General features: G+C 70.7%; 23 protein-coding genes, 1 pseudogene and 1 riboswitch. Of the genes and pseudogenes, 12 read left to right on the top strand and 12 right to left on the bottom strand.

The window, feature by feature from the left end:
• A pseudogene (locus tag ABZY57_RS15485) lies at positions 1-237 on the bottom strand (M23 family peptidase); the annotation flags it as partial.
• A gap of 253 nt (positions 238-490) precedes the next feature.
• Here ABZY57_RS15485 and rpsB point away from each other — a divergent pair.
• From rpsB to ABZY57_RS15440, 9 genes are all read left to right on the top strand, one after another.
• Positions 491-1414 carry a 30S ribosomal protein S2 gene (rpsB, locus tag ABZY57_RS15480; RefSeq protein WP_250743876.1) on the top strand — a complete coding sequence of 308 codons (924 nt, stop codon included), beginning with the start codon at positions 491-493 and terminating at the stop codon, positions 1412-1414.
• A gap of 134 nt (positions 1415-1548) precedes the next feature.
• Positions 1549-2385 carry a translation elongation factor Ts gene (tsf, locus tag ABZY57_RS15475; protein ID WP_266881358.1) on the top strand — a complete coding sequence of 279 codons (837 nt, stop codon included), beginning with the start codon at positions 1549-1551 and terminating at the stop codon, positions 2383-2385.
• Between the two features lie 162 nt (positions 2386-2547).
• The gene (gene pyrH / locus ABZY57_RS15470; protein WP_243337648.1) at positions 2548-3327 is read left to right on the top strand and encodes a UMP kinase; all 780 of its coding nucleotides are present in this window, start codon (positions 2548-2550) and stop codon (positions 3325-3327) included.
• 51 nt (positions 3328-3378) lie between these two features.
• On the top strand, positions 3379-3936 hold the full coding sequence (gene frr, locus ABZY57_RS15465) for a ribosome recycling factor (RefSeq protein ID WP_254385784.1): 558 nt from the start codon (positions 3379-3381) through the stop codon (positions 3934-3936).
• Positions 3936-5015 (top strand): phosphatidate cytidylyltransferase, encoded by a 1080-nt coding sequence (locus ABZY57_RS15460; protein WP_356512026.1) that lies wholly within the window; start codon positions 3936-3938, stop codon positions 5013-5015. Before frr ends, ABZY57_RS15460 begins: the two co-directional genes overlap by 1 nt.
• A 93-nt stretch (positions 5016-5108) precedes the next feature.
• Positions 5109-6221: a 23S rRNA (adenine(2503)-C(2))-methyltransferase RlmN gene (gene rlmN / locus ABZY57_RS15455; RefSeq protein ID WP_356512024.1), complete on the top strand. Its 1113-nt coding sequence runs from the start codon at positions 5109-5111 to the stop codon at positions 6219-6221.
• Positions 6222-6280: 59 nt separating this feature from the next.
• Positions 6281-6389, top strand: a riboswitch (TPP riboswitch).
• 84 nt (positions 6390-6473) lie between these two features.
• Positions 6474-7571 carry a thiamine ABC transporter substrate-binding protein gene (locus ABZY57_RS15450; protein WP_356512022.1) on the top strand — a complete coding sequence of 366 codons (1098 nt, stop codon included), beginning with the start codon at positions 6474-6476 and terminating at the stop codon, positions 7569-7571.
• A 59-nt stretch (positions 7572-7630) separates the two neighbouring features.
• Complete coding sequence (locus ABZY57_RS15445) at positions 7631-9247, top strand: iron ABC transporter permease (RefSeq protein WP_356512040.1); 1617 nt, start codon at positions 7631-7633, stop codon at positions 9245-9247.
• Positions 9247-10269, top strand: coding sequence for an ABC transporter ATP-binding protein (locus ABZY57_RS15440; protein WP_356512020.1), 1023 nt, complete (start codon positions 9247-9249; stop codon positions 10267-10269). The genes ABZY57_RS15445 and ABZY57_RS15440 overlap by 1 nt, the downstream gene beginning before the upstream one ends.
• A 203-nt stretch (positions 10270-10472) precedes the next feature.
• On the opposite strand, the gene ABZY57_RS15435 is transcribed toward ABZY57_RS15440, so the two are convergent.
• From ABZY57_RS15435 to ABZY57_RS15410, 6 genes are all read right to left on the bottom strand, one after another.
• Positions 10473-11381, bottom strand: a complete 909-nt coding sequence (locus ABZY57_RS15435; RefSeq protein WP_356512018.1) for a hypothetical protein — start codon at positions 11379-11381, stop codon at positions 10473-10475.
• A gap of 87 nt (positions 11382-11468) precedes the next feature.
• Positions 11469-12572, bottom strand: a complete 1104-nt coding sequence (locus tag ABZY57_RS15430; RefSeq protein ID WP_356512016.1) for an LOG family protein — start codon at positions 12570-12572, stop codon at positions 11469-11471.
• 26 nt (positions 12573-12598) lie between these two features.
• On the bottom strand, positions 12599-13672 hold the full coding sequence (locus ABZY57_RS15425) for a hypothetical protein (RefSeq protein WP_356512014.1): 1074 nt from the start codon (positions 13670-13672) through the stop codon (positions 12599-12601).
• The gene (locus ABZY57_RS15420; protein ID WP_356512012.1) at positions 13654-14433 is read right to left on the bottom strand and encodes an ATP-binding cassette domain-containing protein; all 780 of its coding nucleotides are present in this window, start codon (positions 14431-14433) and stop codon (positions 13654-13656) included. Before ABZY57_RS15420 ends, ABZY57_RS15425 begins: the two co-directional genes overlap by 19 nt.
• Before the next feature lie 193 nt (positions 14434-14626).
• Positions 14627-15988 carry an aspartate aminotransferase family protein gene (locus ABZY57_RS15415; RefSeq protein ID WP_356512010.1) on the bottom strand — a complete coding sequence of 454 codons (1362 nt, stop codon included), beginning with the start codon at positions 15986-15988 and terminating at the stop codon, positions 14627-14629.
• A gap of 3 nt (positions 15989-15991) precedes the next feature.
• Positions 15992-16495 (bottom strand): Lrp/AsnC family transcriptional regulator, encoded by a 504-nt coding sequence (locus ABZY57_RS15410; RefSeq protein WP_356512038.1) that lies wholly within the window; start codon positions 16493-16495, stop codon positions 15992-15994.
• 171 nt (positions 16496-16666) lie between these two features.
• On the opposite strand from ABZY57_RS15410, the gene ABZY57_RS15405 reads away from it, so the two are divergent.
• The 3 genes from ABZY57_RS15405 to ABZY57_RS15395 all read left to right on the top strand — a co-directional run bounded on the left by ABZY57_RS15405 (position 16667) and on the right by ABZY57_RS15395 (position 20015).
• Entirely contained in the window at positions 16667-18106 is a 1440-nt protein-coding gene (locus tag ABZY57_RS15405; RefSeq protein WP_356512008.1) for a gamma-aminobutyraldehyde dehydrogenase, read from the top strand.
• Positions 18107-18224: 118 nt separating this feature from the next.
• Complete coding sequence (locus ABZY57_RS15400; RefSeq protein ID WP_356512006.1) at positions 18225-19403, top strand: spermidine/putrescine ABC transporter substrate-binding protein; 1179 nt, start codon at positions 18225-18227, stop codon at positions 19401-19403.
• A gap of 90 nt (positions 19404-19493) precedes the next feature.
• The gene (locus ABZY57_RS15395; RefSeq protein WP_356512004.1) at positions 19494-20015 is read left to right on the top strand and encodes a hypothetical protein; all 522 of its coding nucleotides are present in this window, start codon (positions 19494-19496) and stop codon (positions 20013-20015) included.
• 7 nt (positions 20016-20022) lie between these two features.
• Here ABZY57_RS15395 and ABZY57_RS15390 read toward each other — a convergent pair whose 3' ends face one another.
• The 5 genes from ABZY57_RS15390 to ABZY57_RS15370 all read right to left on the bottom strand — a co-directional run bounded on the left by ABZY57_RS15390 (position 20023) and on the right by ABZY57_RS15370 (position 25001).
• Positions 20023-21231, bottom strand: coding sequence for a serine hydrolase domain-containing protein (locus tag ABZY57_RS15390; RefSeq protein WP_356512002.1), 1209 nt, complete (start codon positions 21229-21231; stop codon positions 20023-20025).
• Positions 21232-21377: 146 nt separating this feature from the next.
• Positions 21378-22067, bottom strand: a complete 690-nt coding sequence (locus ABZY57_RS15385) for a response regulator transcription factor (protein ID WP_356512000.1) — start codon at positions 22065-22067, stop codon at positions 21378-21380.
• Positions 22064-23170 carry a histidine kinase gene (locus ABZY57_RS15380; RefSeq protein WP_356512036.1) on the bottom strand — a complete coding sequence of 369 codons (1107 nt, stop codon included), beginning with the start codon at positions 23168-23170 and terminating at the stop codon, positions 22064-22066. The genes ABZY57_RS15385 and ABZY57_RS15380 overlap by 4 nt, the downstream gene beginning before the upstream one ends.
• A gap of 95 nt (positions 23171-23265) precedes the next feature.
• On the bottom strand, positions 23266-23955 hold the full coding sequence (locus ABZY57_RS15375) for a glycerophosphodiester phosphodiesterase (protein WP_356511998.1): 690 nt from the start codon (positions 23953-23955) through the stop codon (positions 23266-23268).
• 20 nt (positions 23956-23975) lie between these two features.
• Positions 23976-25001 (bottom strand): adenosine deaminase, encoded by a 1026-nt coding sequence (locus ABZY57_RS15370; protein WP_356511996.1) that lies wholly within the window; start codon positions 24999-25001, stop codon positions 23976-23978.
• Positions 25002-25034: the final 33 nt, after the last annotated feature.

Genomic DNA, 25034 nt, shown 5'->3' with positions numbered 1-25034 from the left:
CCGTGCGATCCTCACCGCCGGCGCCGCCAGGTCCACCCCGCGGTGGCCCGCCGCGTACGGGGTCGGGGGCGGATCCCACCAGCGGACCACCGTCAGCGGAGCGGGCAGCGGGCGTCCGCCCGGTGCCCCCGCGGCGCCAGGAGCGCGCGACGGCGCCGGCACGGCCGCGGGGGCGCGCATGGTGAGGCCCAGGGACAGGGTCACGGCGAGGACCAGGGTGAGCAGCGGCTTCGTCATGGGGTCAGGGTCCTGGCCCCGGGGCCCGTCCCGCCCCGGCCTGTGGACGGTCGGGACACTGTGGACAACCTCGTCATCCGGCATACCACCGGGTCCCGTACACTTCTTGTGGCGATCCGGGTCACCGGGTCGACTTCGCACGCCCCAGCACCGGCCCCTCAGGGCCAGGTGACAGCGTCTCTCGGTCCCCTTTCACGGGGGCAGGGCGCGACAGGGGCGTCAGGAACCAAACCGAGAAAACAAGGAGATGGCCATGGCCGTCGTAACGATGCGGGAGCTGCTGGAAAGCGGCGTCCACTTCGGTCACCAGACCCGCCGCTGGAACCCGAAGATGAAGCGCTTCATCTTCACGGAGCGCAACGGCATCTACATCATCGACCTGCTGCAGTCGCTGTCGTACATCGACCGCGCCTACGAGTTCGTGAAGGAGACCGTCGCCCACGGCGGTTCCATCATGTTCGTCGGTACCAAGAAGCAGGCCCAGGAGGCCATCGCCGAGCAGGCGACGCGCGTTGGTATGCCCTACGTCAACCAGCGGTGGCTGGGTGGCATGCTCACCAACTTCTCCACCGTCTACAAGCGCCTTCAGCGTCTGAAGGAGCTTGAGGCGATCGACTTCGAGGACGTCGCCGCCTCGGGTCTCACCAAGAAGGAGCTCCTGGTCCTCTCTCGCGAGAAGATCAAGCTGGAGAAGACCCTCGGTGGTATCCGCGAGATGTCGAAGGTCCCCAGCGCCGTCTGGATCGTCGACACCAAGAAGGAGCACATCGCCGTCGGTGAGGCGCGCAAGCTCCACATCCCGGTCGTCGCGATCCTCGACACCAACTGCGACCCCGACGAGGTCGACTACAAGATCCCGGGCAACGACGACGCGATCCGCTCCGTCACCCTGCTCACCCGCGTGATCGCCGACGCCGTCGCCGAGGGCCTCATCGCCCGTTCCGGTGCCGCCACTGGCGACTCGAAGCCGGGCGAGAAGGCCGCCGCCGAGCCGCTCGCCGAGTGGGAGCGCGACCTGCTCGAGGGCGAGAAGAAGGCCGACGACGCTGAGGCCGCTCCGGCCGAGGCCGCTGTCGAGACCCCCGCCGTCGAGGCCGAGGCTGCTCCGGCCGCCGAGGCCGAGGTTGTCGCCGAGGCCGTCGTCGAGGCTCCGGCCGCCGACGCCGAGCAGGCCTGACCCACTGAGAGCGCCCGGCGTTCATACGCCGGGCACTCACAGCACGGACGATGACGGCGGGGGAGCCGCGCCACAAGCGCGCTCCTCCGCCGTTCACCCGTAGATCTACGACTTCGAGAGAGAATCACAGACTCATGGCGAACTACACCGCCGCTGACGTCAAGAAGCTCCGCGAGCTCACCGGCGTCGGCATGCTGGACTGCAAGAACGCGCTGGTCGAGGCCGACGGTGACGTCGACAAGGCCGTCGAGGCACTCCGTATCAAGGGTCAGAAGGGCGTCGCCAAGCGCGAAGGCCGTTCTGCCGAGAACGGTGCCGTCGTCTCCGTCATCTCCGACGACAACACCTCCGGTGTCCTCGTCGAGCTGAAGTGCGAGACGGACTTCGTCGCCAAGGGCGACAAGTTCCTGGCAGTCACCAACGAGCTGGCCAACCACATCGCCGCGACCTCGCCGGCCGACATCGAGGCGCTGCTCGCGTCCGAGATCGCCCCCGGCAAGACCGTGCAGGCGTTCGTCGACGAGGCCAATGCCAACCTCGGCGAGAAGATCGTCCTGGACCGCTTCGCGCAGTTCACCGGCGGCTACGTCTCGGCGTACATGCACCGCACGATGCCCGACCTGCCGTTCCAGATCGGCGTCCTGGTCGAGCTCGACAAGGAGAACGCCGAGGTCGCCCGCGGCGTCGCGCAGCACATCGCCGCGTTCGCGCCGAAGTGGCTCTCCGCCGAGGACGTTCCGGCCGAGGTCGTCGAGTCCGAGCGCCGCGTGGCCGAAGAGGTCACCCGCGCCGAGGGCAAGCCGGAGGCCGCGCTGCCGAAGATCGTCGAGGGTCGTGTCAACGGCTTCTTCCGCGACAACACGCTGCTTGGCCAGGCCTACGCCCTGGACGCCAAGAAGTCCGTCCAGAAGGTTCTGGACGAGGCCGGTGTCACCCTGGTGCGCTTCTCGCGCATCAAGGTCGGCATCTGAGTCCGTCCGTACGCGACGGACACCGGACCCCGGTAGGGTCTGAAGCAGTCGCCCGCGTTCGCGCAGGGCGACCGCAGATCTGACGAGGAGGCCATTGCCGTAGAGGGAACCGCGAGGACCCACCGGCAATGGCCTTCTTCGTATGTGCACGAGGAGATCTCCATGAATCAGGGCGTGGACACCCACACCGCTTCCGACGACAAGAGCGACCAGGACAAGAAGGGCCGCCGCTTCATGCTGAAGCTGTCGGGCGAGGCCTTCTCCGGTGGCGGAGGACTCGGCGTCGACCCCGACGTGGTCCACGCCATCGCCCGCGAGATCGCCGCGGTCGTCCGCGACGGCGCGGAGATCGCGATCGTGATCGGCGGTGGCAACTTCTTCCGCGGCGCCGAGCTCCAGCAGCGCGGCATGGACCGGGCCCGGTCCGACTACATGGGCATGCTCGGCACGGTCATGAACTGCCTCGCCCTCCAGGACTTCCTGGAGAAGGAAGGCATCGACTCCCGCGTCCAGACGGCCATCACCATGGGCCAGGTCGCCGAGCCGTACATCCCGCTGCGCGCCGTGCGGCACCTGGAGAAGGGCCGTGTGGTCATCTTCGGTGCCGGCATGGGCATGCCTTACTTCTCCACCGACACCACGGCTGCCCAGCGCGCCCTGGAGATCGACGCGGAAGCCCTGCTCATGGGCAAGAACGGCGTCGACGGGGTCTACGACTCCGACCCGAAGAAGAACCCGGACGCGGTGAAGTTCGACGCGCTGGAGTACAGCGAGGTGCTGTCCCGCGACCTCAAGGTCGCCGACGCCACCGCCATCACGCTGTGCCGCGACAACAAGCTGCCGATCCTCGTCTTCGAGCTGCTCGCCGAGGGCAATATCGCGCGAGCCGTCAAGGGTGAGAAGATCGGCACGCTCGTGAGCGACCAGGGCACCCGGGCCTGAGCAGGCCCCCGTCCGCCTGAACCATCCATTTCTGACATGCAGGAGCACGTGGTGACCGAAGAGATCCTCCTCGAGGCCGAGGAGAAGATGGAAAAGGCCGTCGTCGTCGCCAAGGAAGACTTCGCCGCGATTCGCACCGGTCGTGCGCACCCGGCGATGTTCAACAAGATCGTGGCGGAGTACTACGGCGCCATCACGCCCATCAACCAGCTCGCCTCCTTCTCGGTCCCCGAGCCGCGCATGGCGATCGTGACCCCGTTCGACAAGAGCGCCCTGCGCAACATCGAGACGGCCATCCGCGACTCCGACCTGGGCGTCAACCCCAGCAACGACGGCAGCATCATCCGGGTGACCTTCCCCGAGCTGACGCAGGACCGCCGCAAGGAGTACATCAAGGTCGCGCGCACCAAGGCCGAGGACTCCAAGGTCTCGATCCGCGCCGTTCGCCGCAAGGCGAAGGACGCCCTCGACAAGCTCGTCAAGGACAAGGAAGCCGGCGAGGACGAGGTGCGCCGCGCCGAGAAGGAGCTCGACGACACCACCGCGAAGTACGTCGCGCAGGTGGACGAGCTGCTCAAGCACAAGGAAGCCGAGCTCCTCGAAGTCTGATGAACGACACTTCCTGGCAGCCGGAGCCGGTTCCGGCGGGTCCCGCCTACGATGCGCTGGTGGGCCCGCACACTCGGCCCATGCCCATCGTGCCCGATGCCGCCGGCCGTGACTTCGACGACCGGGAAGCACGCGATCGGGGGGCCGCCGCTGACGGCGGCTCCCTCTTCCGCGCCGATACGCCGCCGCAGGAGCCCATGCCCAGCCCCCCGCCGACCCCGCCTTCGCCGGCACCGCAGGACGGCCCGCCACCGCCGCAGAAGAAGCGCGCCGGGCGGGACCTGCGTGCTGCCATAGGGGTCGGACTGGGTCTCGGCGCGGTGATCTTCGCCTCGCTGTTCATCGTCAAGGCGGTCTTCGTCGGCGTCGTCGTCGTGGCGGTCGTCGTCGGCCTGTGGGAGCTCACCTCCCGGCTCCAGGAGAAGAAGGGCATCAAGGCCCCGCTGGTCCCGCTCGCGATCGGCGGTGCGGCGATGGTCATCGCCGGATACGTCCGCGGGGCCGAGGGCGCCTGGGTGGCGATGGCGCTGACCGCCCTCGCGGTCCTGGTCTGGCGGATGACCGAGCCGCCCGAGGACTACCTCAAGGACGTCACCGCCGGAGTCTTCGCGGCGTTCTACGTGCCCTTCCTGGCCACGTTCGTCGCGATGCTGCTCACCGCCGACGACGGGCCGCAGCGGGTCGTCACCTTCCTGGTCCTGACGGTGGTCAGCGACACCGGGGCCTACGCGGTGGGGTGGCGGTTCGGCAAGAACAAGCTCGCTCCGCGCATCAGCCCCGGAAAGACCCGCGAGGGGCTCTTCGGAGCGGTGGCCTTCGCGATGGGGGCCGGCGCGCTGTGCATGGAGTTCCTGATCGACGGGGGCGTCTGGTGGCAGGGCCTGGTGCTCGGCCTCGCCGTCGCGGTCAGCGCCACCCTCGGTGACCTCGGGGAGTCCATGATCAAGCGGGATCTCGGGATCAAGGACATGGGCACCCTGCTGCCGGGGCACGGCGGCATCATGGACCGGCTGGACTCCCTGCTTCCCACGGCACCGGTGGTCTGGCTGCTGCTCGCCCTGTTCGTCGGCACCGGCTGACCTGCGAAAAGGCGCCCGCACAGGCGGGGCGGTTACTCTTGGAAGGCGCGCTGCTTCTGCGGCGCGCCTTTCGTCTTACAAGGAGTACCTGCCATGGCCCGCCCAGTCCCGGGAGAGCTCACTTTCGTCGCCCCTCGTGGAGCGAAGAAGCCGCCCCGGCACCTCGCCGACCTCACCCCCGAGGAGCGCCGGGAGGCGGTCGCCGCGATCGGTGAGAAGCCGTTCCGGGCCAAGCAGCTCTCGCAGCACTACTTCGCCCGGTACGCGCACGACCCGGCCGAGTGGACCGACATCCCGGCCGCCTCCCGCGAGAAGCTCCAGCAGGAGCTTCTGCCGGACCTCATGAACGTCATCCGCCACATCTCCTGCGATGACGACACCACCCGCAAGACCCTGTGGAAGCTGCACGACGGCACGCTCGTAGAGTCCGTGCTGATGCGCTACCCCGACCGGGTCACCATGTGCATCTCCTCGCAGGCCGGCTGCGGCATGAACTGCCCGTTCTGCGCCACCGGCCAGGCCGGCCTCGACCGCAACCTGTCGACGGCGGAGATCGTCCACCAGATCGTCGACGGCATGCGCGCCCTGCGCGACGGCGAGGTCCCCGGCGGGCCCGCCCGGCTGTCGAACATCGTCTTCATGGGCATGGGCGAGCCGCTCGCCAACTACAACCGCGTCGTCGGCGCCATCCGCCGCCTCACCGACCCGGAGCCCGACGGCCTGGGCCTGTCCCAGCGCGGGATCACCGTCTCCACCGTGGGCCTGGTCCCGGCGATGCTGCGCTTCGCCGACGAGGGCTTCAAGTGCCGCCTCGCCGTCTCCCTGCACGCCCCGGACGACGAGCTGCGCGACACCCTGGTCCCCGTGAACACCCGCTGGAACGTCCGCGAGGTGCTCGGCGCGGCCTGGGAGTACGCGGAGAAGTCCGGCCGCCGGATCTCCATCGAGTACGCCCTGATCCGCGACATCAACGACCAGGCCTGGCGCGGCGACCTCCTCGGCAAGCTGCTCAAGGGCAAGCGCGTGCACGTCAACCTGATCCCGCTGAACCCGACGCCGGGCTCGAAGTGGACCGCCTCGCGGCCCGAGGACGAGAAGGCCTTCGTCGAGGCCATCGCCCGTCACGGGGTGCCGGTGACCGTACGCGACACCCGTGGCCAGGAGATCGACGGCGCGTGCGGCCAGCTCGCCGCCTCGGAGCGCTGATTTCGGCCCGCTGAGGTTTGCTTTCGGCCGCGGGGTACCCTGTGGCCGAAACCAATTTCATATTCCGACAGGGGAGCGCCACAGCGCTGAGAGTGCGGTATCCGTCACCGCAGACCCTCTGAACCTCGCCCCGGTCATTCGGGGTAGGAAGTTCGGTCATCACTCAAGCTGTTGCGCCCTGCCCGGCGTCCGCTCCACAGAGCGCCGGGCAGGGCCGCGTCTTCTCCTGGACATCCCAGGAGGAATTCACCAGTGAGCACCACCAAGAAGATGGCGGGCGTCGCGCTCGTGGCCGCGCTCGGCGTCACCACGCTCAGCGCCTGCGGCGGCGACGCCAAGGACAAGTCCGCCGGCGCGAGCGACGCCCCGAAGTCCAAGACGGTCACCCTCGTCTCGCACGACTCCTTCAACGCGACCGACACGGTCCTCAAGGACTTCGAGCAGCAGAGCGGCTACACCGTCAAGGTCCTGAAGTCGGGCGACGCCGGCGCGGCCCTGAACCAGGAGATCCTCACCAAGGGCTCCCCGCGCGGCGATGTCTTCTTCGGCGTGGACAACACGCTCCTCTCCCGGGCCCTCGACAACGGCATCTTCACGCCGTACGAGGCCAAGGGGCTGGCCGACGTGAAGCCCGAGTTCGTGCTCGACAAGGAGCACCGGGTCACCCCCGTCGACTCCGGCGACATCTGCGTGAACTACGACAAGGCCTACTTCGCCGACAAGAAGCTCGCCCCGCCGCAGACGCTGGACGACCTGATCAAGCCCGAGTACAAGAACCTGCTGGTCACCGAGAACGCCGCGACCTCCTCGCCCGGCCTCGGCTTCCTGCTCGCCTCCGTCGGCAAGTACGGCGACGAGGGCTGGAAGGACTACTGGAGCAAGCTCAAGGCCAACGGCGTCGAGGTCGTCGACGGCTGGGAGCAGGCCTACAACGAGCGCTTCTCCGGCTCGGCAGGCGGCAAGAAGGCCAAGGGCGACCGACCGCTGGTCGTCTCCTACGCCTCCAGCCCGCCGGTCGAGGTGCTCTACGGCGAGCCGCAGCCGGCCGAGGCCCCCACGGGCGTCTCGACGGACACGTGCTTGCGCCAGACCGAGTTCGCGGGCCTGCTCAAGGGCGCGAAGAACGAGGAGGGCGGCAAGGCGCTCCTGGACTTCCTGATCTCCAAGAAGTTCCAGGAGGACATGCCGCTCCAGATGTTCGTGAACCCGGTGACCAAGGACGCCGCGCTGCCGGAGCTGTTCACCAAGCACGGCGTCGTCATCGAGAAGCCCGAGGCGGTCGCGCCGGAGGCCATCGCCAAGAACCGCGACCAGTGGGTCAAGACCTGGTCCGCCCTCGTCGTGAAGTAGGACGAGTGAGCGAGGTCCCGAAGGAGAGCGGGCGGGCCACGGCCGTCAGGCTCGGTCTGATGGCCGTGCCGCTCGTCTTCTTCGGGCTGTTCTTCGCGTACCCCGTCGCCGCGATCGTCGGGCGCGGGCTCAAGACCGAATCCGGCTGGCAGTTCGGCCGGATCGGCGAGGTGCTGGCCCGGCCCGACATCGGCGACGTGCTCTGGTTCACCACCTGGCAGGCGCTCGCGTCCACGGCGCTCACGCTCCTGATCGCACTCCCCGGCGCGTACGTCTTCGCGCGCTTCGAGTTTCCCGGCAAGCAGCTGCTGCGGGCGCTCGTCACGGTGCCGTTCGTGCTGCCGAGCGTCGTGGTCGGCACCGCGTTCCTGGCGCTCGTGGGGCGGAACGGTCTGCTGGACGAGGTGTGGGGGATCCGCCTCGACACGACCGTGTGGGCGATCCTGCTCGCGCACGTCTTCTTCAACTACGCTGTGATCATCCGCACGGTCGGCGGACTGTGGGCGCAGCTTGACCCGCGCCAGGAGGAGGCCGCCCGCGTGCTGGGCGCCGGGCGGTTCGCCGCCTGGCGGCGCGTCACGCTGCCCGCGCTGGTGCCGGCGGTGGCCGCCGCCTCGCTGATGGTGTTCCTGTTCACGTTCTCCTCCTTCGGCGTCGTGCAGATCCTGGGCGGGCCCGCGTACTCCACTCTGGAAGTGGAGGTCTACCGGCAGACCGCGCAGCTCCTGGACCTGCCGACGGCCGCCGTGCTGACGATGGTGCAGTTCGCGGCCATCGGCGGGATCCTCGCCGTGCACGCCTGGACCGTGCGCAGGCGGGAGACCGCGCTGCGGCTCGTCGACCCGGGGAGGACCACGCACCGGCCGCGCGGCTGGGCCCAGCGCACCCTGCTCGGCGGGGTGCTGCTGACGGTGGCGCTGCTGATCGTGGCGCCGCTCGCCGTGCTCGTCGAACGTTCCTTCGACGCCCCCGGCGGGTACGGATTCGGCTTCTACCGGGCGCTCCAGGAAGTCGGCGCCGGTGGCGGCACCTTCCTGGTGCCGCCGCTGGAGGCGATCTGGAACTCCCTGCAGTACGCGCTCGCCGCCACCGCCATCGCGCTGGCCATCGGCGGGCTCGCGGCCGCGGCGCTGACCCGCCGCGGGGGCCGCTTCGTACGGGGCTTCGACGCGCTGCTGATGCTTCCGCTGGGGGTGTCGGCCGTGACCGTCGGCTTCGGCTTCCTCATCACCCTCGACGAGCCGCCGCTCGACCTGCGGACCTCGTGGATCCTGGTGCCGCTGGCGCAGGCGCTGGTGGGCGTTCCCTTCGTCGTACGGACCATGCTGCCGGTCCTGCGCGCGGTGGACGGACGGCTGCGGGAGGCCGCCGCCGTGCTCGGCGCCTCACCGCTGCGGGCCTGGCGGGAGGTGGACCTGCCGATGGTGCGGCGGGCCCTGCTGATCGCGGCGGGCTTCGCCTTCGCCGTGTCCCTCGGGGAGTTCGGGGCGACCGTCTTCATCGCGCGCCCCGACCAGCCGACGCTGCCGGTCGCCGTGGCGCGGCTGCTGGGGCGGGCCGGGGAGATGAACTACGGGCAGGCGATGGCCCTGAGCACGATCCTGATGCTGACGTGCGCGGTGTCCCTGCTCCTGCTGGAGCGGCTGCGACCCGACAAGACCTCCGGAGAGTTCTGATGACCCTGCTGCAGCTGGAAGGGGTGTCGGTCCGCTTCGGTGAGCGCGCGGTCGTGGACGCCGTGGACCTGGCGGTCGCCGAGCACGAGATCGTGTGCGTGCTGGGGCCGAGCGGGAGCGGGAAGTCCACCCTGCTCCGGGTGGTGGCCGGGCTCCAGCCCGTCGCCGGCGGGAGGGTGCTCCTGGGCGGCGCCGACCAGGCCGCGGTGCCCGTACACCGGCGGGGGGTGGGCCTCATGTTCCAGGACCACCAGCTGTTCCCGCACCGGGACGTGGGCGGGAACGTCGCCTTCGGGCTGCGGATGCGGGGCGCTTCGAAGCAGTCCTCCGAGGCCCGGGTCACCGAGCTCCTGGAGCTGGTCGGGCTCCCCGGCGCGCAGGGCCGGGCGGTGGCCTCGCTGTCCGGCGGCGAGCAGCAGCGGGTCGCGCTGGCGCGGGCGCTGGCGCCTTCGCCGCGGCTGCTGATGCTGGACGAGCCCCTCGGGCAGCTGGACCGCGGGCTGCGGGAGCGGCTCGTGGTGGAGCTGCAGGGGCTGTTCTCGCGGCTGGGCACGACCGTGCTGGCCGTCACGCACGACCAGGGCGAGGCGTTCGCGCTCGCCGACCGGGTGGTCGTCATGCGGGACGGGCGGATCGCGCAGGCGGGCACCCCGCTGGAGGTGTGGCAGCGGCCGGCGTCGGAGTTCGTGGCGCGGTTCCTGGGCTTCGAGAACGTGGTGCCGGCCGTGGTGTCGGGCCAGGTCGCCTCGACGCCGTGGGGGAAGGTACCGGTTCCGGCGGGGGCCGCCGAGGGGGACTGCCGGGTGCTGATCCGGCCGGCCGGGGTCGTGCTGTCGCCCGCGGGGCTGGGCTGCGAGGTGGTGTCGCGGACCTTCCGGGGGACACATGTCGCGCTGTTGCTGCGGCCCGAGGTGGGGCCGGCGCTCGAGGCGGAGTGCGAGCTGGCGGGGGCGCCGGCGGTCGGGGACCGGGTCGCGGTGGGCTTCGCCCCGGCCGAGGTGGTCGTGCTGCCGGGGGAGTAGGGAGGGCCGCTGCGCGGGGCGGAGTCCCCTACCCGCCCTTCACCCGTTCCCCGGGCTCTGCCCGGACCCCGGTCCTCGAGCCCCGGACGGGCTGGAGAGGGGTACCGGGCTGCGCCCGGACCCCCTGGGGCTCCGCCCCGGACCCCGGTCCTCAGACGCCGGACGGCTGAAGAGGCCTCAGACGCCGGACGGCCGAAAGGGCCTCAGACGCCGGCCGGGGTGAGTTCGGTCGGAGTTTCCGCGTCATCCGCGCCCTCGTGGTTGCCGTACCAGGCGACTGCCACCGCGCCGGTCACCGCCAGGACGAAGCCGAGGACCGCGAGCCAGGCCATGCCGGGGCGGGACGCGTCGCCGAGCCAGAGCACGCCGATCGCACCGGGGAGCACGGTTTCACCGACCACCAGGGCGGCGGTGGCGCCGTTCACCGAGCCGATCTGGAGCGCCACGGTGTGCAGGTACATGCCGCCGACCCCCGCCAGGACGATGGCGTAGAGGGCCGGGTCGGAGAGGAGCGCCGGGAAGGAGAACGGCTCGACGCCGTTGAGGATCCGGACCCCGACGCCCAGCGCGCCGAACGCCAGACCCGACAGCAGGCCCGCCAGGATCGCGGCCCGGGCGCCGAGGAAACGTACCGCCACCGTGCCGCCCACGATGATCAGCACGGTCACCGCCAGCAGCCACCAGTGCGTGGCGGCCGGCGCGTAGTGGCCGCCCTCGTGGCCCGCCGCCGTCGCCAGCAGGACCAGCGCCGCGCAGACGACCCCGATGGAGGTCCATTCCTTGCGGGTCAGCCGGATGCCGAGCATCTTCACGCTCAGCACGGCCGTGATCACGAGGTTGGCGCTGATGACGGTCTGGGAGAGGAAGAGCGGCAGGAGGCGGGCGGCCAGGGCGCCCAGGCCGAAGCCCACGAAGTCCAGGATCGTGCCGACGATGAACTCCCAGGTCATCGCGGCCTTCGCCGTGGAGGTGAGGTTCGGGCCGCCGTGCTGGGTGACCCCGGCGGCGGCGGGCGACATCCGGGCCGCCCGCCGTGAGCCCACGGCTTGCAGGACGGATCCCGTGCCGTAGCAGATGGACGCCGCGATAGCGGTCAGCAAGCCTATGAGCACCCGAGGGCTCCGTTCACGTCTGGCAGGTTTTACGTAGTGCGTACCTCTGCCAGACGTGTGAAAGCGGCGAGAAGTTGCCTGCCCGGGTCAGCTCATTGCGGCGAGGGCCGCCGGGACCTCGGTCACCGAGTCGACCAGGGCGATCCTGGACTCCATCGCCCGGCCCCGGGCCAGCGCCTGGAGCAGCGGCCAGGCGGGCAGCCGTTCGGTCCAGTGGGCGCGGTCGACGAGGATCATGGGGGCGGGTTCGCCCCGGGACCCGTAGTAGTTGGGCGTCGCGCTGTCGAATATCTCCTGGACCGTGCCGGCCGCGCCCGGCAGGAACACCACGCCCGCGTTGGAGCGGGCGAGCAGCCCGTCCTCCCGGGTGGCGTTCGCGAAGTACTTCGCGATGTGCCCGGCGAAGGGGTTCGGCGGCTCGTGTCCGTAGAACCACGTCGGGATGCCCACCGAGTCGCCGCCCGCGGCCGCCGGCCAGCGTTCCCGTACGGCGAAGGCCGCGCGCGCCCAGTCGGAGACGGACGGGATGAAGGAGGGGGCCTTGGCCAGCATCCGCAGGGCTTCGGGCAGGGCCTCGTCGGGGGCCGGGGCGAGGTACGCGCCGAGGTTGGCGGCCTCCATCGCGCCGGGACCGCCACCGGTGGCCACGGTCAGCCCGGAGCGGGTCAGCGTCCGGCCGAGCTCGGCCGCGCCCTGGTACGCGTCGCCGCCGCGGGCCATGGCGTGGCCGCCCATCACACCGACCACGCGGGCGCCGGCGAGGTGTTCGTCGAGGGCGTCGGAGATGGCGTCGTCGTGGAGGGAGCGCAGCATCGAGGAGTAGACGTCACCGTCCGCCTTGGTCTCCTGGAACCAGGCGTACGCCTCGGCGTCCACCGTGGCCTCGTAGCCCGCGGCCAGGCCGGTGAAGAGCTCCTCGGCCGTGTAGAGCAGGCCCCGGTACGGGTTGAAGGGGAGGTCGGGGACGGGCGGGAAGACCAGCGCGCCGTCCGCGCGCACCTTGACGGAGGCGTCCGGCTCCATCGCGCAGCCCAGGAACACGGCGGCCGAGGTGTCGGCGGACAGCAGGGCGAAGGTCCGCTCCAGCAGGTTGACCGACTGGATCCGGTACCCGCCGAGCGAGCCGCGGGCCACGACCCGGTCGAATTCGGCGAGGGTCTCGATCTCGGTGTCGATGTGTGGGTTGACCATCCGGCCCACCCTAAGCGCTGCCCACCTCAGCGGGTCAATGCCAGGGACGTCAGCTGTGACACACCCCAGCTGAGCGGCAGGCACACGGCCACCAGCGCGGTGGCCCGTACGGTCGCGGCCGTACGGAGGACCTTGGCCGGGGCCCCGATTCCGGCCAGGGTCTCGCGGGTGGAGGCCCGGGCCTGGCGGACCTCGACCGCGGATGTGAGAAGAGTCGCGGCCGCGCAGAGCACGACGAGCGCGGCGGCGGGCGCGGTCAGTGGGCCGAGCGGGACGTGGAGCCCGCCGCTCCCGCGCAGGGCCACGCCGCTGAGCGCGCCCGCCCCGACGGCGCACAGGACGCCGAGGGGCGCGCCGAGCCGGGGGGCCTCCTCCTGGAGGGCCCGCCCGGCCAGCAGCCGGAGCGCGCCCGGGCGGATGGCCTGGACGAGCGCCCCGCAGGCGTAGGCCAGACCCGGACCGGCGAGGGCGAGTCCGAGGGCGGTCAGCGCCCAGCCCGTCGGCACGCCGATCCCACCGGGGCGGGAGTGGGCCAGCGCGGCGAGCCCGCAGGCGGTGAGGGCGATGCCCCAGGGCAGCGCCGTCTGCGGCGCGGGCCGTGGGTGGGGGCGCAGGGCGAGGGCGGTGGCGATCGAGGCGCCCAGCGGGAGCAGCGCCAGCAGGGTGAGGGCGGCTGCCACGGGCAGGGGCTGGTCGCCGTGGAGCAGCCGCGCCCCGGCGCCGTCGAAGGGCAGCCCGGTGACGTCCCCGCGCAGATGGAGGAAGACGGCCAGGGCCACGGCGCTGCCGAGGGCGCAGGCCACGGCGGTGGAGATCGTCGCGACCAGGGTGAGCCGTACGGGTCCCAGTCCGGCGGCGTCCAGCCCTTCCAGGGGTCGGGTCGCGGGGTCGGTCCGGGCCACGGCGACCGCGAACTGGACGGTGACGGCGAGGGGGACCAGGGCCCACAGGAGCTGGGGGAACGATCCGGCGGGCCGGGCGGTGGCCTGCGCGAGCACGTACAGCAGCACGAAACCACTGCCGGCCGAGGCGGCCGCGACGAGCAGCCGGCGCAACTGGACCAGCGGCCTGGAGCCGCGGGCTAGGCGGAGAGCGAGCACGCGGCCTGGTCCTCCGGGGGCTGGGGGAAGGAGGTCGGGGAGAGGCCGGCCGCAGCGGCGGCCGGGCGGCCGTCGAGCAGCGGGAAGCGCCGGTCGGCGACGGCCGCGGTCTCCTCGTCGTGCGTGGCCAGCAGCACGGTGATGCCGTGGGAGCGGGCGGCCGTGGTGAGGGTGCGCAGCAGCAGGGAGCGCTCGGCGCGGTGCAGCGGGGCGGTGGGCTCGTCCGCGAAGATCACGGCGGGCAGGTGCGCGAGGGCGCGGGCGAGGGCGACGCGCTGCGACTCGGCCCGGTTGAGGGCGCCGGGGTGCTTGCGGGCGAAGGCGCCGATGTCGAGGCGGTCCAGCCATTCGCAGGCGGCCCGTTTCGCGGCGCGGTGGGGTGCGCCCGCGATCAGCAGCGGCAGGGCGGCGTTCTCCCAGACCCGCAGCTCGGGCAGCAGCCGCGGCTCGGGGCCGATCCAGCCGAAGCGGTCGCGGCGCAGCCGCTCGCGGACCAGGGTGCCCATGGTGTGCACGGGGACGCTGTTGAACCAGACCTCGCCCTGCTCGGGCCGGAGCTGGCCGGACAGGCAGCTGAGCAGGGTGGTCTTGCCGCTGCCGCGGGGGCCGGTGACGGCGAGGATCTCTCCCGCGCGGACGCCGATCGAGACCCCGATGAGGCCCGGCGAACCGCTGTGGGAGTAGTGAAGGGACCGTGCCCAGAGCAGATCGTCCTGGGGCAGGGCACTGTCCGGCGGAGCGTTGTCGCGTGGAGCCACCATGGCGTACACCTCCGTCCGGGGGAACGAAGCGGAGCCCGCTTGGTCACTGGCGCCGCAATGAGATGTAAAGAGATGAACGTCTTGGATGGTGACAGCACACGGCCCGGACCCCCGCGTTCTCACTCGAACGGAGGATCCGGGCCGTGTGGTCCGGCAGTTTGCCGCCTGCGGGACGGTGGGAGGACGTCGCTGGTTAGAGCTTGGTCCAGGCCTCGGTGAGCACGCGGCGCAGGATGCCCTCGATCTCGTCGAAGGTGCCCTGGTCGGCGATCAGCGGCGGGGCCAGCTGGATGACCGGGTCGCCACGGTCGTCGGCGCGGCAGTACAGGCCGTTCTCGAAGAGCGCCTTGGAGAGGAAGCCGTAGAGCACGCGCTCCGTCTCCTCGTCCGTGAAGGACTCCTTGGTGACCTTGTCCTTGACGAGCTCGATGCCGTAGAAGTAGCCGTTGCCGCGGACGTCGCCGACGATCGGCAGGTCGTGCAGCTTCTCCAGCGTCGAGCGGAAGGCGTCCTCGTTGTCCAGCACGTGCTGGTTGAGGCCTTCCTTGTCGAAGATGTCGAGGTTGGCGAGCGCCACCGCGGAGGACACCGGGTGTCCGCCGAAGGTGTAGCCGTGCAGGAAGGTGTTGTCACCCTTGTAGAACGGCTCGGCGAGCCGGTCCGAGATGATGCAGGCACCGATCGGGGAGTAGCCCGAGGTCATGCCCTTCGCGCAGGTGATCATGTCCGGGACGTAGTCGAACTTGTCACAGGCGAACATCGTGCCGAGACGGCCGAAGGCGCAGATCGTCTCGTCGGAGACGAGCAGCACGTCGTACTCGTCGCAGATCTCACGGACCCGCTGGAAGTACCCGGGCGGCGGCGGGAAGCAGCCACCGGCGTTCTGCACCGGCTCCAGGAAGACGGCGGCGACGGTGTCGGCGCCCTCGAACAGGATCTCCTGCTCGATCTGGTCGGCGCACCAGCGGCCGTAGGCCTCAGGGTCGTCGCCGTAGATCGGGGCGCGGTAGATGTTGGTGTTGACCACCTTGTGCGCGCCGGGGACCAGCGGCTCGAAGGGGGCCTTCAGGGCCGGCAGACCGGTGATGGACAGGGCGCCCTGCGGGGTGCCGTGGTAGGCGACCGCACGCGAGATGACCTTGTACTTGGTGTGCTTGCCCTGCAGCTTGAAGTACTGCTTGGCGAGCTTCCAGGCGGTCTCGACGGCCTCGCCGCCACCGGTGGTGAAGAAGACCTTGTTCAGGTCGCCCGGGGCGTAGTGCGCGAGGCGCTCGGCGAGCTCCACGGCCTTGGGGTGCGCGTACGACCAGATGGGGAAGAACGCGAGTTCCTGCGCCTGCTTGTAGGCGACCTCGGCCAGTTCCTTGCGGCCGTGACCGGCGTTGACCACGAACAGTCCGGCGAGACCGTCCAGGTAGCGCTTGCCCTTGTCGTCGAAGATGTAGGTGCCTTCACCCCGCACGATGGTGGGGACGGGCGAGTTCTCGTAGGACGACATGCGGGTGAAGTGCATCCACAGGTGGTCGTACGCGGTCTTGGAGAGGTCCTGGCTCACGGGCTATCTCGTTCCCCACATGTAGGTCTGCTTCTTCAGCTTCAGGTAAACGAAGCTTTCGGTGGATCGCACGCCGGGGAGCGTGCGGATCTTCTTGTTGATCGTTTCGAGCAGGTGGTCGTCGTCCTCGCAGACGATCTCCACCATCAGGTCGAACGAGCCCGCGGTCATCACCACGTACTCGCACTCGGCCATCGCGGTCAGCGCGTCGGCCACCGGGTCGAGGTCTCCCTCGACGTTGATGCCGACCATCGCCTGGCGCCGGAGCCCCACGGTGAGCGGGTCGGTGACGGCGACGATCTGCATGACTCCCTGGTCGAGCAGCTTCTGGACGCGCTGGCGCACCGCCGCTTCGGACAGGCCCACGGCCTTGCCGATCGTCGCGTAAGGACGACGGCCGTCCTCCTGCAGTTGCTCGATGATCGCGAGGGACACAGCATCGACCGAAGGGGACGGTTGTCTGTTCCTGGAATCTGCGCTTCGACTGACCACGACCTCACTGTGCACGAGGAGTCGTCTGTTCCGCAAGGCGAGAACGATGTAATTCGTTGTTTGGGGAGTCGGATCTCACTGATTCCGTAGTTCGTCGTGTGTGGGCCTGTCGAAAACGGTGCCAGAGAGGCTAGGCTGGGGAGCTGTCTCAACCACTGGACATGTGATCACAGGAGTGTGGCTGTAGTGACCACCGAACTGCGTCGTCTGCGCAACTACATCGGCGGGGAGTTCAAGGACGCCGCCGACGGGCGGACCACCGAGGTGGTCAACCCCGCCACGGGCGAGGCGTACGCGACCGCTCCCCTCTCGGGCCAGGCCGACGTCGACGCGGCCATGGAAGCCGCTGCGGCCGCCTTCCCGGCCTGGCGCGACGCGACGCCCTCCGAGCGCCAGAAGGCCCTGCTGAAGATCGCGGACGCCTTCGAGGCCCGCGCGGACGAGCTGGTCGCCACCGAATCGGAGAACACCGGCAAGCCGCTCGGCCTCACGGCCAGCGAGGAGCTGCCGCCGATGGTGGACCAGATCCGCTTCTTCGCGGGCGCCGCGCGTCTGCTGGAGGGCCGCTCGGCCGGCGAGTACATGGAGGGCATGACCTCGATCGTCCGCCGTGAGCCGGTCGGCGTCTGCGCCCAGGTCGCGCCGTGGAACTACCCGATGATGATGGCCGTGTGGAAGTTCGCCCCGGCCCTGGCCGCGGGCAACACCGTGGTCCTCAAGCCCTCGGACACCACCCCGGCCTCCACCATCCTGATGGCGGAGATCATCGGCGACATCCTGCCCAAGGGCGTCTTCAACGTCGTCTGCGGCGACCGCGACACCGGCCGGGCCATGGTCGAGCACTCCACCCCGGCGATGGCCTCCATCACCGGCTCGGTGCGCGCGGGCATGCAGGTCGCCGAGAGCGCCTCCAAGGACGTCAAGCGCGTCCACCTGGAGCTGGGCGGCAAGGCCCCGGTCGTGGTCTTCGCGGACGCCGACATCGCCAAGGCGGCCGAGGACATCGCCGTCGCGGGCTTCTTCAACGCCGGCCAGGACTGCACCGCGGCCTGCCGCGTCCTGGTCCACGAGTCGATCCACGACGAGTTCGTCGCGGCGCTGGCCAAGAACGCGGCCGACACCAAGACCGGCCAGCCGGACGACGAGGACGTGCTCTACGGCCCGCTGAACAACCCGAACCAGCTCAAGCAGGTCGCGGGCTTCATCGAGCGCCTCCCCGCCCACGCCAAGGTCGAGGCGGGCGGCCACCAGGTCGGCGAGAAGGGCTACTTCTACGCCCCGACCGTGGTCTCCGGCCTCAAGCAGGACGACGAGATCATCCAGAACGAGGTCTTCGGCCCCGTCATCACGGTCCAGTCCTTCACGGACGAGGACCAGGCCCTGGCGTACGCGAACGACGTCGAGTTCGCCCTCGCCTCGTCCGTGTGGACCAAGGACCACGGCCGCGCGATGCGGATGTCCAAGAACCTCGACTTCGGCTGCGTGTGGATCAACACCCACATCCCGCTCGTCGCCGAGATGCCCCACGGCGGGTACAAGAAGTCCGGCTACGGCAAGGACCTCTCCGCCTACGGCTTCGAGGACTACACGCGCATCAAGCACGTCATGACCTCGCTCGACGGCTGACCCACGGCCGGGCGGGCGGCCTGCCGGCCGCCGCATCGACCAGGCCACAGCCTTGAAGGGGCGGGCAGTAGACAACATGTCTATTGCCCGCCCTTCGGTGTTCCACCAGGCTCGAGCCATGCCTGAACTCGCCTTTTCCCGTCGCGCGGCGCTGCGCGGCCTCGGTGCCGCGGGGCTGCTGGCCGCGCTTCCCGGCTGTGGTGTCCCCGCCGCGTACGTCCCCGAGAGCCGACGGAAGGGGCAGGACGACTCCGCGAGCGACCGGAGCGTCTCCTTCTCCAACTGGCCTCTCTACATCGACACCGACGAAGAGGACGAGAGCAGGCGTCCGACGCTGGACGCCTTCGCGGAGAAGACCGGCATCGAGGTCCGGTACACCGAGGACATCAACGACAGCGACGAGTTCTTCGGCAAGATCAGCCCGTCGCTGATGAACCGCCAGCAGACCGGTCACGACCTCGTCGTGGTCAGCGACTGGATGGCCGCCCGCTTCGTCCACCTGGGCTGGGCCCAGAAGATGGACCGCTCGGCCCAGGCGAACGTGGCCCGGTACCTGGACCCGCAACTGCGCTCCCCGGCCTTCGACGAGGGCCGGCTGCACACCGTGCCCTGGCAGTCGGGGATCACCGGCATCGCCTACAACCGCAAGGCGCTCGGCCGGGAGATCAAGTCCGTCAAGGACCTGTGGCAGCCGGACCTGGCCGGGAAGGTCACGCTCTTCTCCGGTCTCGACGAGTCCTTCTCCCTGCTGATGCAGGGCAACGGTGTCGACGTGACCCGGTGGACCGAATCCGACTTCCACCGGATGTGCGACCAGGTGGAGAGCATGGTGAGGAAAAGGCACATCCGCCGCTTCACCGGCAACGACTACACCTCCGACCTCGGCAAGGGCGACGTACTGGCCTGCCAGGCCTACTCCGGGGACGTGATCCAGCTTCAGGCCGACAACCCCGACATCGAGTTCGTGGTTCCCGAGGAGGGCGCCGAGCTCTGGGCGGAGAGCCTGCTCGTCCCCAACCTCGCCCGGCACAAGGCCAACGCGGAAGCCCTGATCGACTACTACTACGAACCGGAGGTGGCCGCGCTGCTCGCCGCCTCCGTCAACTACGTCTGCCCGGTGCCGGCCGCCCGTGAGGTGCTGGCCGCCTCCGACGACCAGGAGACCGCCGAACTGGCCGAGAACCCGCTGATCTTCCCCGACGGGGACATGCGCAAGCGGCTCGTCGTCGCCCGCGACATCTCCTCGGCGGAGCGCTCGTCCTTCGCGAAGCGCTGGAACGGCATCGTCGGTCTGTGAGCGTCGGGGCCGATCTCGGTCCGGCCACAGAACTGAACGTGTTCAGTGATTTTACTGAACATGTTCAGAAAGCTGCGTAGGCTTCCTTCCATGAGCGAGAGAAGCGCCCTTCAGCGGCGGATCCGTGCCTGGCTTGCCCTGTTCCTCGTCTGCCTCGTGCTGAGCGGACTCACCGCCTTCCCCCTGGTGAGCGAACTCCACTGGGCCAATGCGCTGGTGGACAACGCCTGGCTGCGTCGGGTCGGCGACGGGCTGGAGCGGGCGGACTCCGAGTACCCCTTCCTCCTCTACGGCACGGACTGGCTCGCCTTCGCCCACCTGGTGATCGCGGTGTTCTTCTACGGAGTCCACCGCGACCCGGTCCGCAACGTCTGGATCGTCGAGGCCGGCATGATCGCCTGCGCCGGCATCATCCCGCTGGCCCTGATCTGCGGGCCTATCCGGGGCATCCCGGTCTGGTGGTCGCTGATCGACATCTCGTTCGGCGTCTTCGGAGTGGTTCCGCTGCTGATCCTGCGGCGCATGATCAAGCGGCTGGAGGCCATGGCGGTGGACACCGGCCGGGCCCCGACTCCGGGCCCGGCCGCGGACCTGGCCGAGGCCCAGGGCTGAGTACGCGCTACTCGGCGAAGGCCGCCATGACCACGGCGAGGGCGACCGGGTTCATGTCCTGGCCCTTGGCGTCGGTCGAGTTGACCGAGTACACGAGGGTGCGGGACAGGTCGCGCGTCCCGCCTATCGCCGTGTTGTAGCCGTGCCGGCCACCCGTCTTGCCCCAGGCGATCGTGCCGTCGGGCAGCTTGATCCGCGCCATCCCGGCCGTCAGGGTCGCGGACTTGCCCGTGACGAAGTCCTTCACCCCGGGGACCGTGAACATCTCCTCCAGCTGCGCCGCCGGTACGAGGCGTCCGCTGAACAGGGCGACGGTGAACCGCTCCAGATCGGCCGTGGTGGAGATGATGTCGCCCGCCGCCCACCGGTCCGAGGAGTTCCACTCGGTCACGTCCCGCAGCTCGGTGGAGCCGTCCTCGCGCGCCACCGCCTGGTACCCGTGGTTGTGGCGACCCGGTATGCGGGTCTGGAAACGGCCCGGGAAGGAGGTGTCCCGCAGCCCCAGCGGCCTCAGCACCCGAGCCGCGACCGCCTTCTCGTACGTCGTGCCCGTCACCTTCTCGATGAGCACGCCCAGCACCGTGTAGTTGATGTTCAGGTAGTGCTGGGCCGTGCCCGGGACGAACTCGGGGCCCTTGGCCACGGCTTCGGCGATCTGGTCGTGCGGATCGGTCACGTCGAAGCGGTGCTCCCACTGCGCCTCGAAGGAGTCGCCGGGACCGTCGGCCGCCGGTATGCCGCTGGTGTAGTTGAGCAGCTGCCGGACGGTGACCGTGCCGTACGCCTGGGGGATCGTCCCCGGCAGGTACCGGCGGACCGGCGCTTCGAGGTCCAGTTCGCCCTCGGCCACGAGCTGGAGCACCACCGCCGAGGTGAAGGTCTTGGTCACCGACCCGGCCCGGAACCGGCCCTCCTCGATCGCCGCGCGCCCGGTGCGGATGTCCGCGACGCCGGAACTGCCCTGCCAGCCGCCGCTCGTGCCACCCACCCGTACCAGCGCGGCCGTCGCCTCCGCGTGCCCCGCCCCGAGCCCCGCGATCGCCTGCTCCAGCGCCGTGGCGTTCGGCGGGGTCGAGACCTGGGGTGCCGGGCTCTGCGTCGCGGAGCTCGCGGCCGGGGCCGTGGCCCCCGCCGGGCCGGCGTGGGCGGCGGCCGGTCCGGCCGCGACGCCCAGGACCAGGGCGGTGGCGATCAGCGTGCGGGTCGCTCGGTTCATGGTGGATCCCCCTGTCGGCTCTCCGGGCGACTTCCGCCCCGATGACCTCAATGCTGCTGGTCACAGGGGTGGTTGCGGATCACCACCGAGAGGGGTCTTTGGCGGTACGACAACTCACCACGGAGAGCTAGGAGATCCCTGCCGTCTCACTCCCCAGAGGGAGATACCGCAGAGCCAGCCGCGATCAGACCCGTCTCGTACGCGCAGATCACCGCCTGGATCCGGTCCCGCAGCCCCAGCTTCGACAGCACGTTGCCCACATGCGATTTGACCGTGTGCTCGCTCACCATCAGCTCCACCGCGAGCTCCGCGTTCGACAGCCCCCGTCCCAGGTGCAGCAGGGTCTCCCGCTCCCGGGCCGTCAGCACCTCCAGCCGCTCCGCGGACAGCGCCTCCCCGGCCGCCGGCCTGGCCGTCGCCGCCGTGTACTCCGCGATCAGCCGCCGGGCCACCGAAGGCGCCAGCAGGGACTCGCCCGCCGCCACCACCCGTACGGCGTGCACCAGATCGTCCCGCCGCACGTCCTTGAGCAGGAAACCACTGGCCCCCGCGTGGAGCGCCTCGTACACGTACTCGTCCGAGTCGAAGGTCGTCAGCATCACCGTCCGGCAGGAACTCGTCCCCGAGATCTCCCGGCACGCCTCGATCCCGTCCAGCACCGGCATCCGTACGTCCAGCAGCGCCACGTCGGGCGCGAGGGACCGCACCGCCTCCACGGCCGCCGCCCCGTCCCCGACCTCCGCCACCACCTCGATGTCCTCCTGGACGTCCAGGATCATCGCGAAGCCGCTGCGCACCAGTTCCTGGTCGTCGGCCACCACCACACGGATCGTCATGTCCCCACCTCCGCGACCGACGTTACAAGCACCACCCGCACTTCGAAGCCGGTGCCGTCCGGCCCCGGTCCCGTCCGGGCCGTGCCCCCGTGGGCGGCGGCCCGCTCCCGGATCCCGATCAGGCCGTGCCCGCCCGGCCGAGCCCCAGGCAGGGAGCCCACCCCCGCCCCCGCGGCCGGACCCCGCCCGTCGTCGGTCACCGTCACCGTGAGCTCCCGCTCCCCGTACTCCAGGCGCACGGCCACCGCCGACGCCCCGGCGTGCTTGACCACATTGGTCAGCGCCTCCTGCACCACCCGGTGCACCGTCGCCTCCAGTGCCGCCGGCAGGGCGCGCACCGAACCCGTGCGCTCGTAGAGCACCTCCGGCCCGCTGCCCCGGACCCGCTCCAGCAGCCCCGCCAGCTCCCCGATGCCGGGCTGCGGGGAGCGCGGCGCCGCCTCGTCCGTGCGCAGCACCCCCAGCATCGTGCGCAGCTGGGCCATCGCGTCCCGGCCGGTCTCCGCGATCGCCTCGAACGCGGCCTCGGCCCGCTCGGGGGCCCTGCGTACGGCCACCGGACCGGCCTCCGCCTGCACGATCATGATGCTGACCGCGTGCGAGAGGATGTCGTGCATCTCCCGTGCGATCCGGGCCCGTTCGCGGGCGGCCGCCTGCTCCGCCTCGATCCGGTTGGCCCGCTCCAGCTGGGCGGCCCGGTCCAGGAGGGCGGCCGTGTACGCCTGCCGGGTGTGCTGCAGGCGCCCCAGCGCGTACGCGGCGCCGGAGACGAAGAAGGTGAAGAGCAGTTCGCGGGCGGTCCCGGTGTTCCAGTACACCGACAGGACGACCGTGAGGACCGTCAGCCCGCCCACCGTCAGCCGCACCCGGGCCGTGCACTGCAGGGCGACCGTGTAGAAGGCGATCAGCCCCGCGTACGGAAGCGGCTGCCCCGGGCCGTCACCCGCCAGGTTGTACACGCCGCCGGCCGCCAGGATCGCGACCAGCACCGCCACCGGAGCCCGCCGCCGCCACACCAGCGGCAGCACGCCGAGCGTGGTCATCGCGTACGAGGCCCAGTCCGCGGGCGGCAGTTCGGCCGATCGGGGCACCACGAAGGGCATCGTGACGGCCAGCTGCACCAGCAGCGTCAGCCCCAGGTCCTGCCGGCGCGGACCGGCCCGCCGGATCCACGCCCCGAGCTCCCCCCAGGCCCGCGTCACCGGCCGAGCTCGGCCCGTACGGCTCCCAGCACGTCCACCCGGTTCGTCGTGATCGAGTCCACCCCGGCCCTGATCAGCGCCCGCATCGGACGCTTCGTGTCCGGCGTCCAGGCCGACACCAGCAGGCCGTCCCGGTGCAGGGCGTCCACCAGCTCCGGGGTGACCAGGCCGAAGCGGTAGTTGAGCCAGGCCGGCGCCACCGCGTCGATCAGCACCCGGCGCGGGGGAGCCAGAGTGGTCCACGTCAGCGCGATCTCGGCGCCGGGGTCGGCGGCGCGCACCGCCAGCATGGTGGCCGGCCCGGCGCAGTAGTACGTACGGTCGCGGGCCCCGCACTCGCGGACCTGGCCGACGACGGTCCGTACGGCCTCGGCCGTCGCACCCGGCAGGTCGACCATGACCCGGCCCGCACCGGCGGCCATCAGAGCCTCGCGCAGGGTCGGGATCGCGCCGTCCGTCAGCTCCTTCAGCTGCGGGGCCGTGACGTCTTCGAGCCGGACGTCGTGGCCCCACAGCCGCTGGAGGTCCCCGTCGTGGAGGAGTACGGGGACGCCGTCGCGGGTCATCCGGACGTCGATCTCCACCGCGTCCGCCCCCCGGTCGAAGGCGGAGCGGATCGACGGCAGGGTGTTCTCGCGGACGCGGTAGGGATCCCCGCGGTGGCCTACGGCAGTCAGGGTGCGCATGCTCCCATTCTGCTGGGCCGTCAGGAAGCCAGCCAGGCGGAGGTGTAGGCGTCGATCTCGGCGGTGAGCTCCGCCTTGCCGGCCGGGTCCAGGAAGGAGGCCTCGACGGCGTTCTTCGCGAGCTGGGCGAGACCGCGCTCGTCCAGGTCCAGCAGGCGCGCGGCCACCGCGTACTCGTTGTTGAGGTCGGAGCCGAACATCGGCGGGTCGTCGCTGTTGATGGTGACCAGCACACCGGCCTCCACCATCTCCTTGATCGGGTGCTCGTCGAGGGTGGCGACGGCGCGGGTGGCGATGTTGGAGGTGGGGCAGACCTCCAGCGCGATGCGGTGCTCGGCGAGGTAGGCGAGCAGCTCCGGGTCCCGGGTGGCGCTGGTGCCGTGGCCGATGCGCTCGGCGCCCAGCTCGCGGATCGCGTCCCAGATGGTCTCGGGGCCGGTGGTCTCGCCGGCGTGCGGCACGCTGTGCAGCCCGGCGGCGCGGGCGGCGTCGAAGTACGGCTTGAACTGCGGGCGCGGCACCCCCACCTCGGGGCCGCCCAGGCCGAAGGAGACCAGGCCCTCGGGGCGCAGGTCGAGGGCGAGGCGGGCGGTCTCGGCGGCGGCTTCCGGGCCGGCTTCGCCGGGGATGTCGAAGCACCAGCGCAGGACGACGCCGAGCTCGGCCTCGGCGGCCTTGCGGGCGTCCTCGATGGCCTCCATGAAGGCCTTCTCGTCGATTCCGCGGCGGGTGGAGGAATACGGGGTGATGGTGAGCTCGGCGTACCGGATGTTCTGCCGGGCCATGTCGCGGGCGATCTCGAAGGTGAGGTGGCGCACGTCGTCGGGGGTGCGGACCAGGTCGACGACGGAGAGGTAGACCTCGATGAAGTGCGCGAAGTCGGTGAAGGTGAAGTAGTCGGCGATGGCCTCGGGGTCGGTGGGGACCTTGGAGTCGGGATGCCGGGAGGCGAGTTCGGCCACGATGCGGGGGGAGGCCGAGCCGACGTGGTGGACGTGCAGTTCGGCCTTGGGCAGCCCCGCGATGAAGGGGTGCAGGTCGGACATGAGGATGCCTCCGAAGGACGCGGTGCGGATGGA

The sequence above is a fragment of the Streptomyces sp. NPDC006450 genome, from assembly GCF_040612195.1.
In the GTDB taxonomy this organism is placed as follows: Bacteria; Actinomycetota; Actinomycetes; order Streptomycetales; family Streptomycetaceae; genus Streptomyces.
This window is presented reverse-complemented; position numbering and strand designations above follow the sequence as displayed.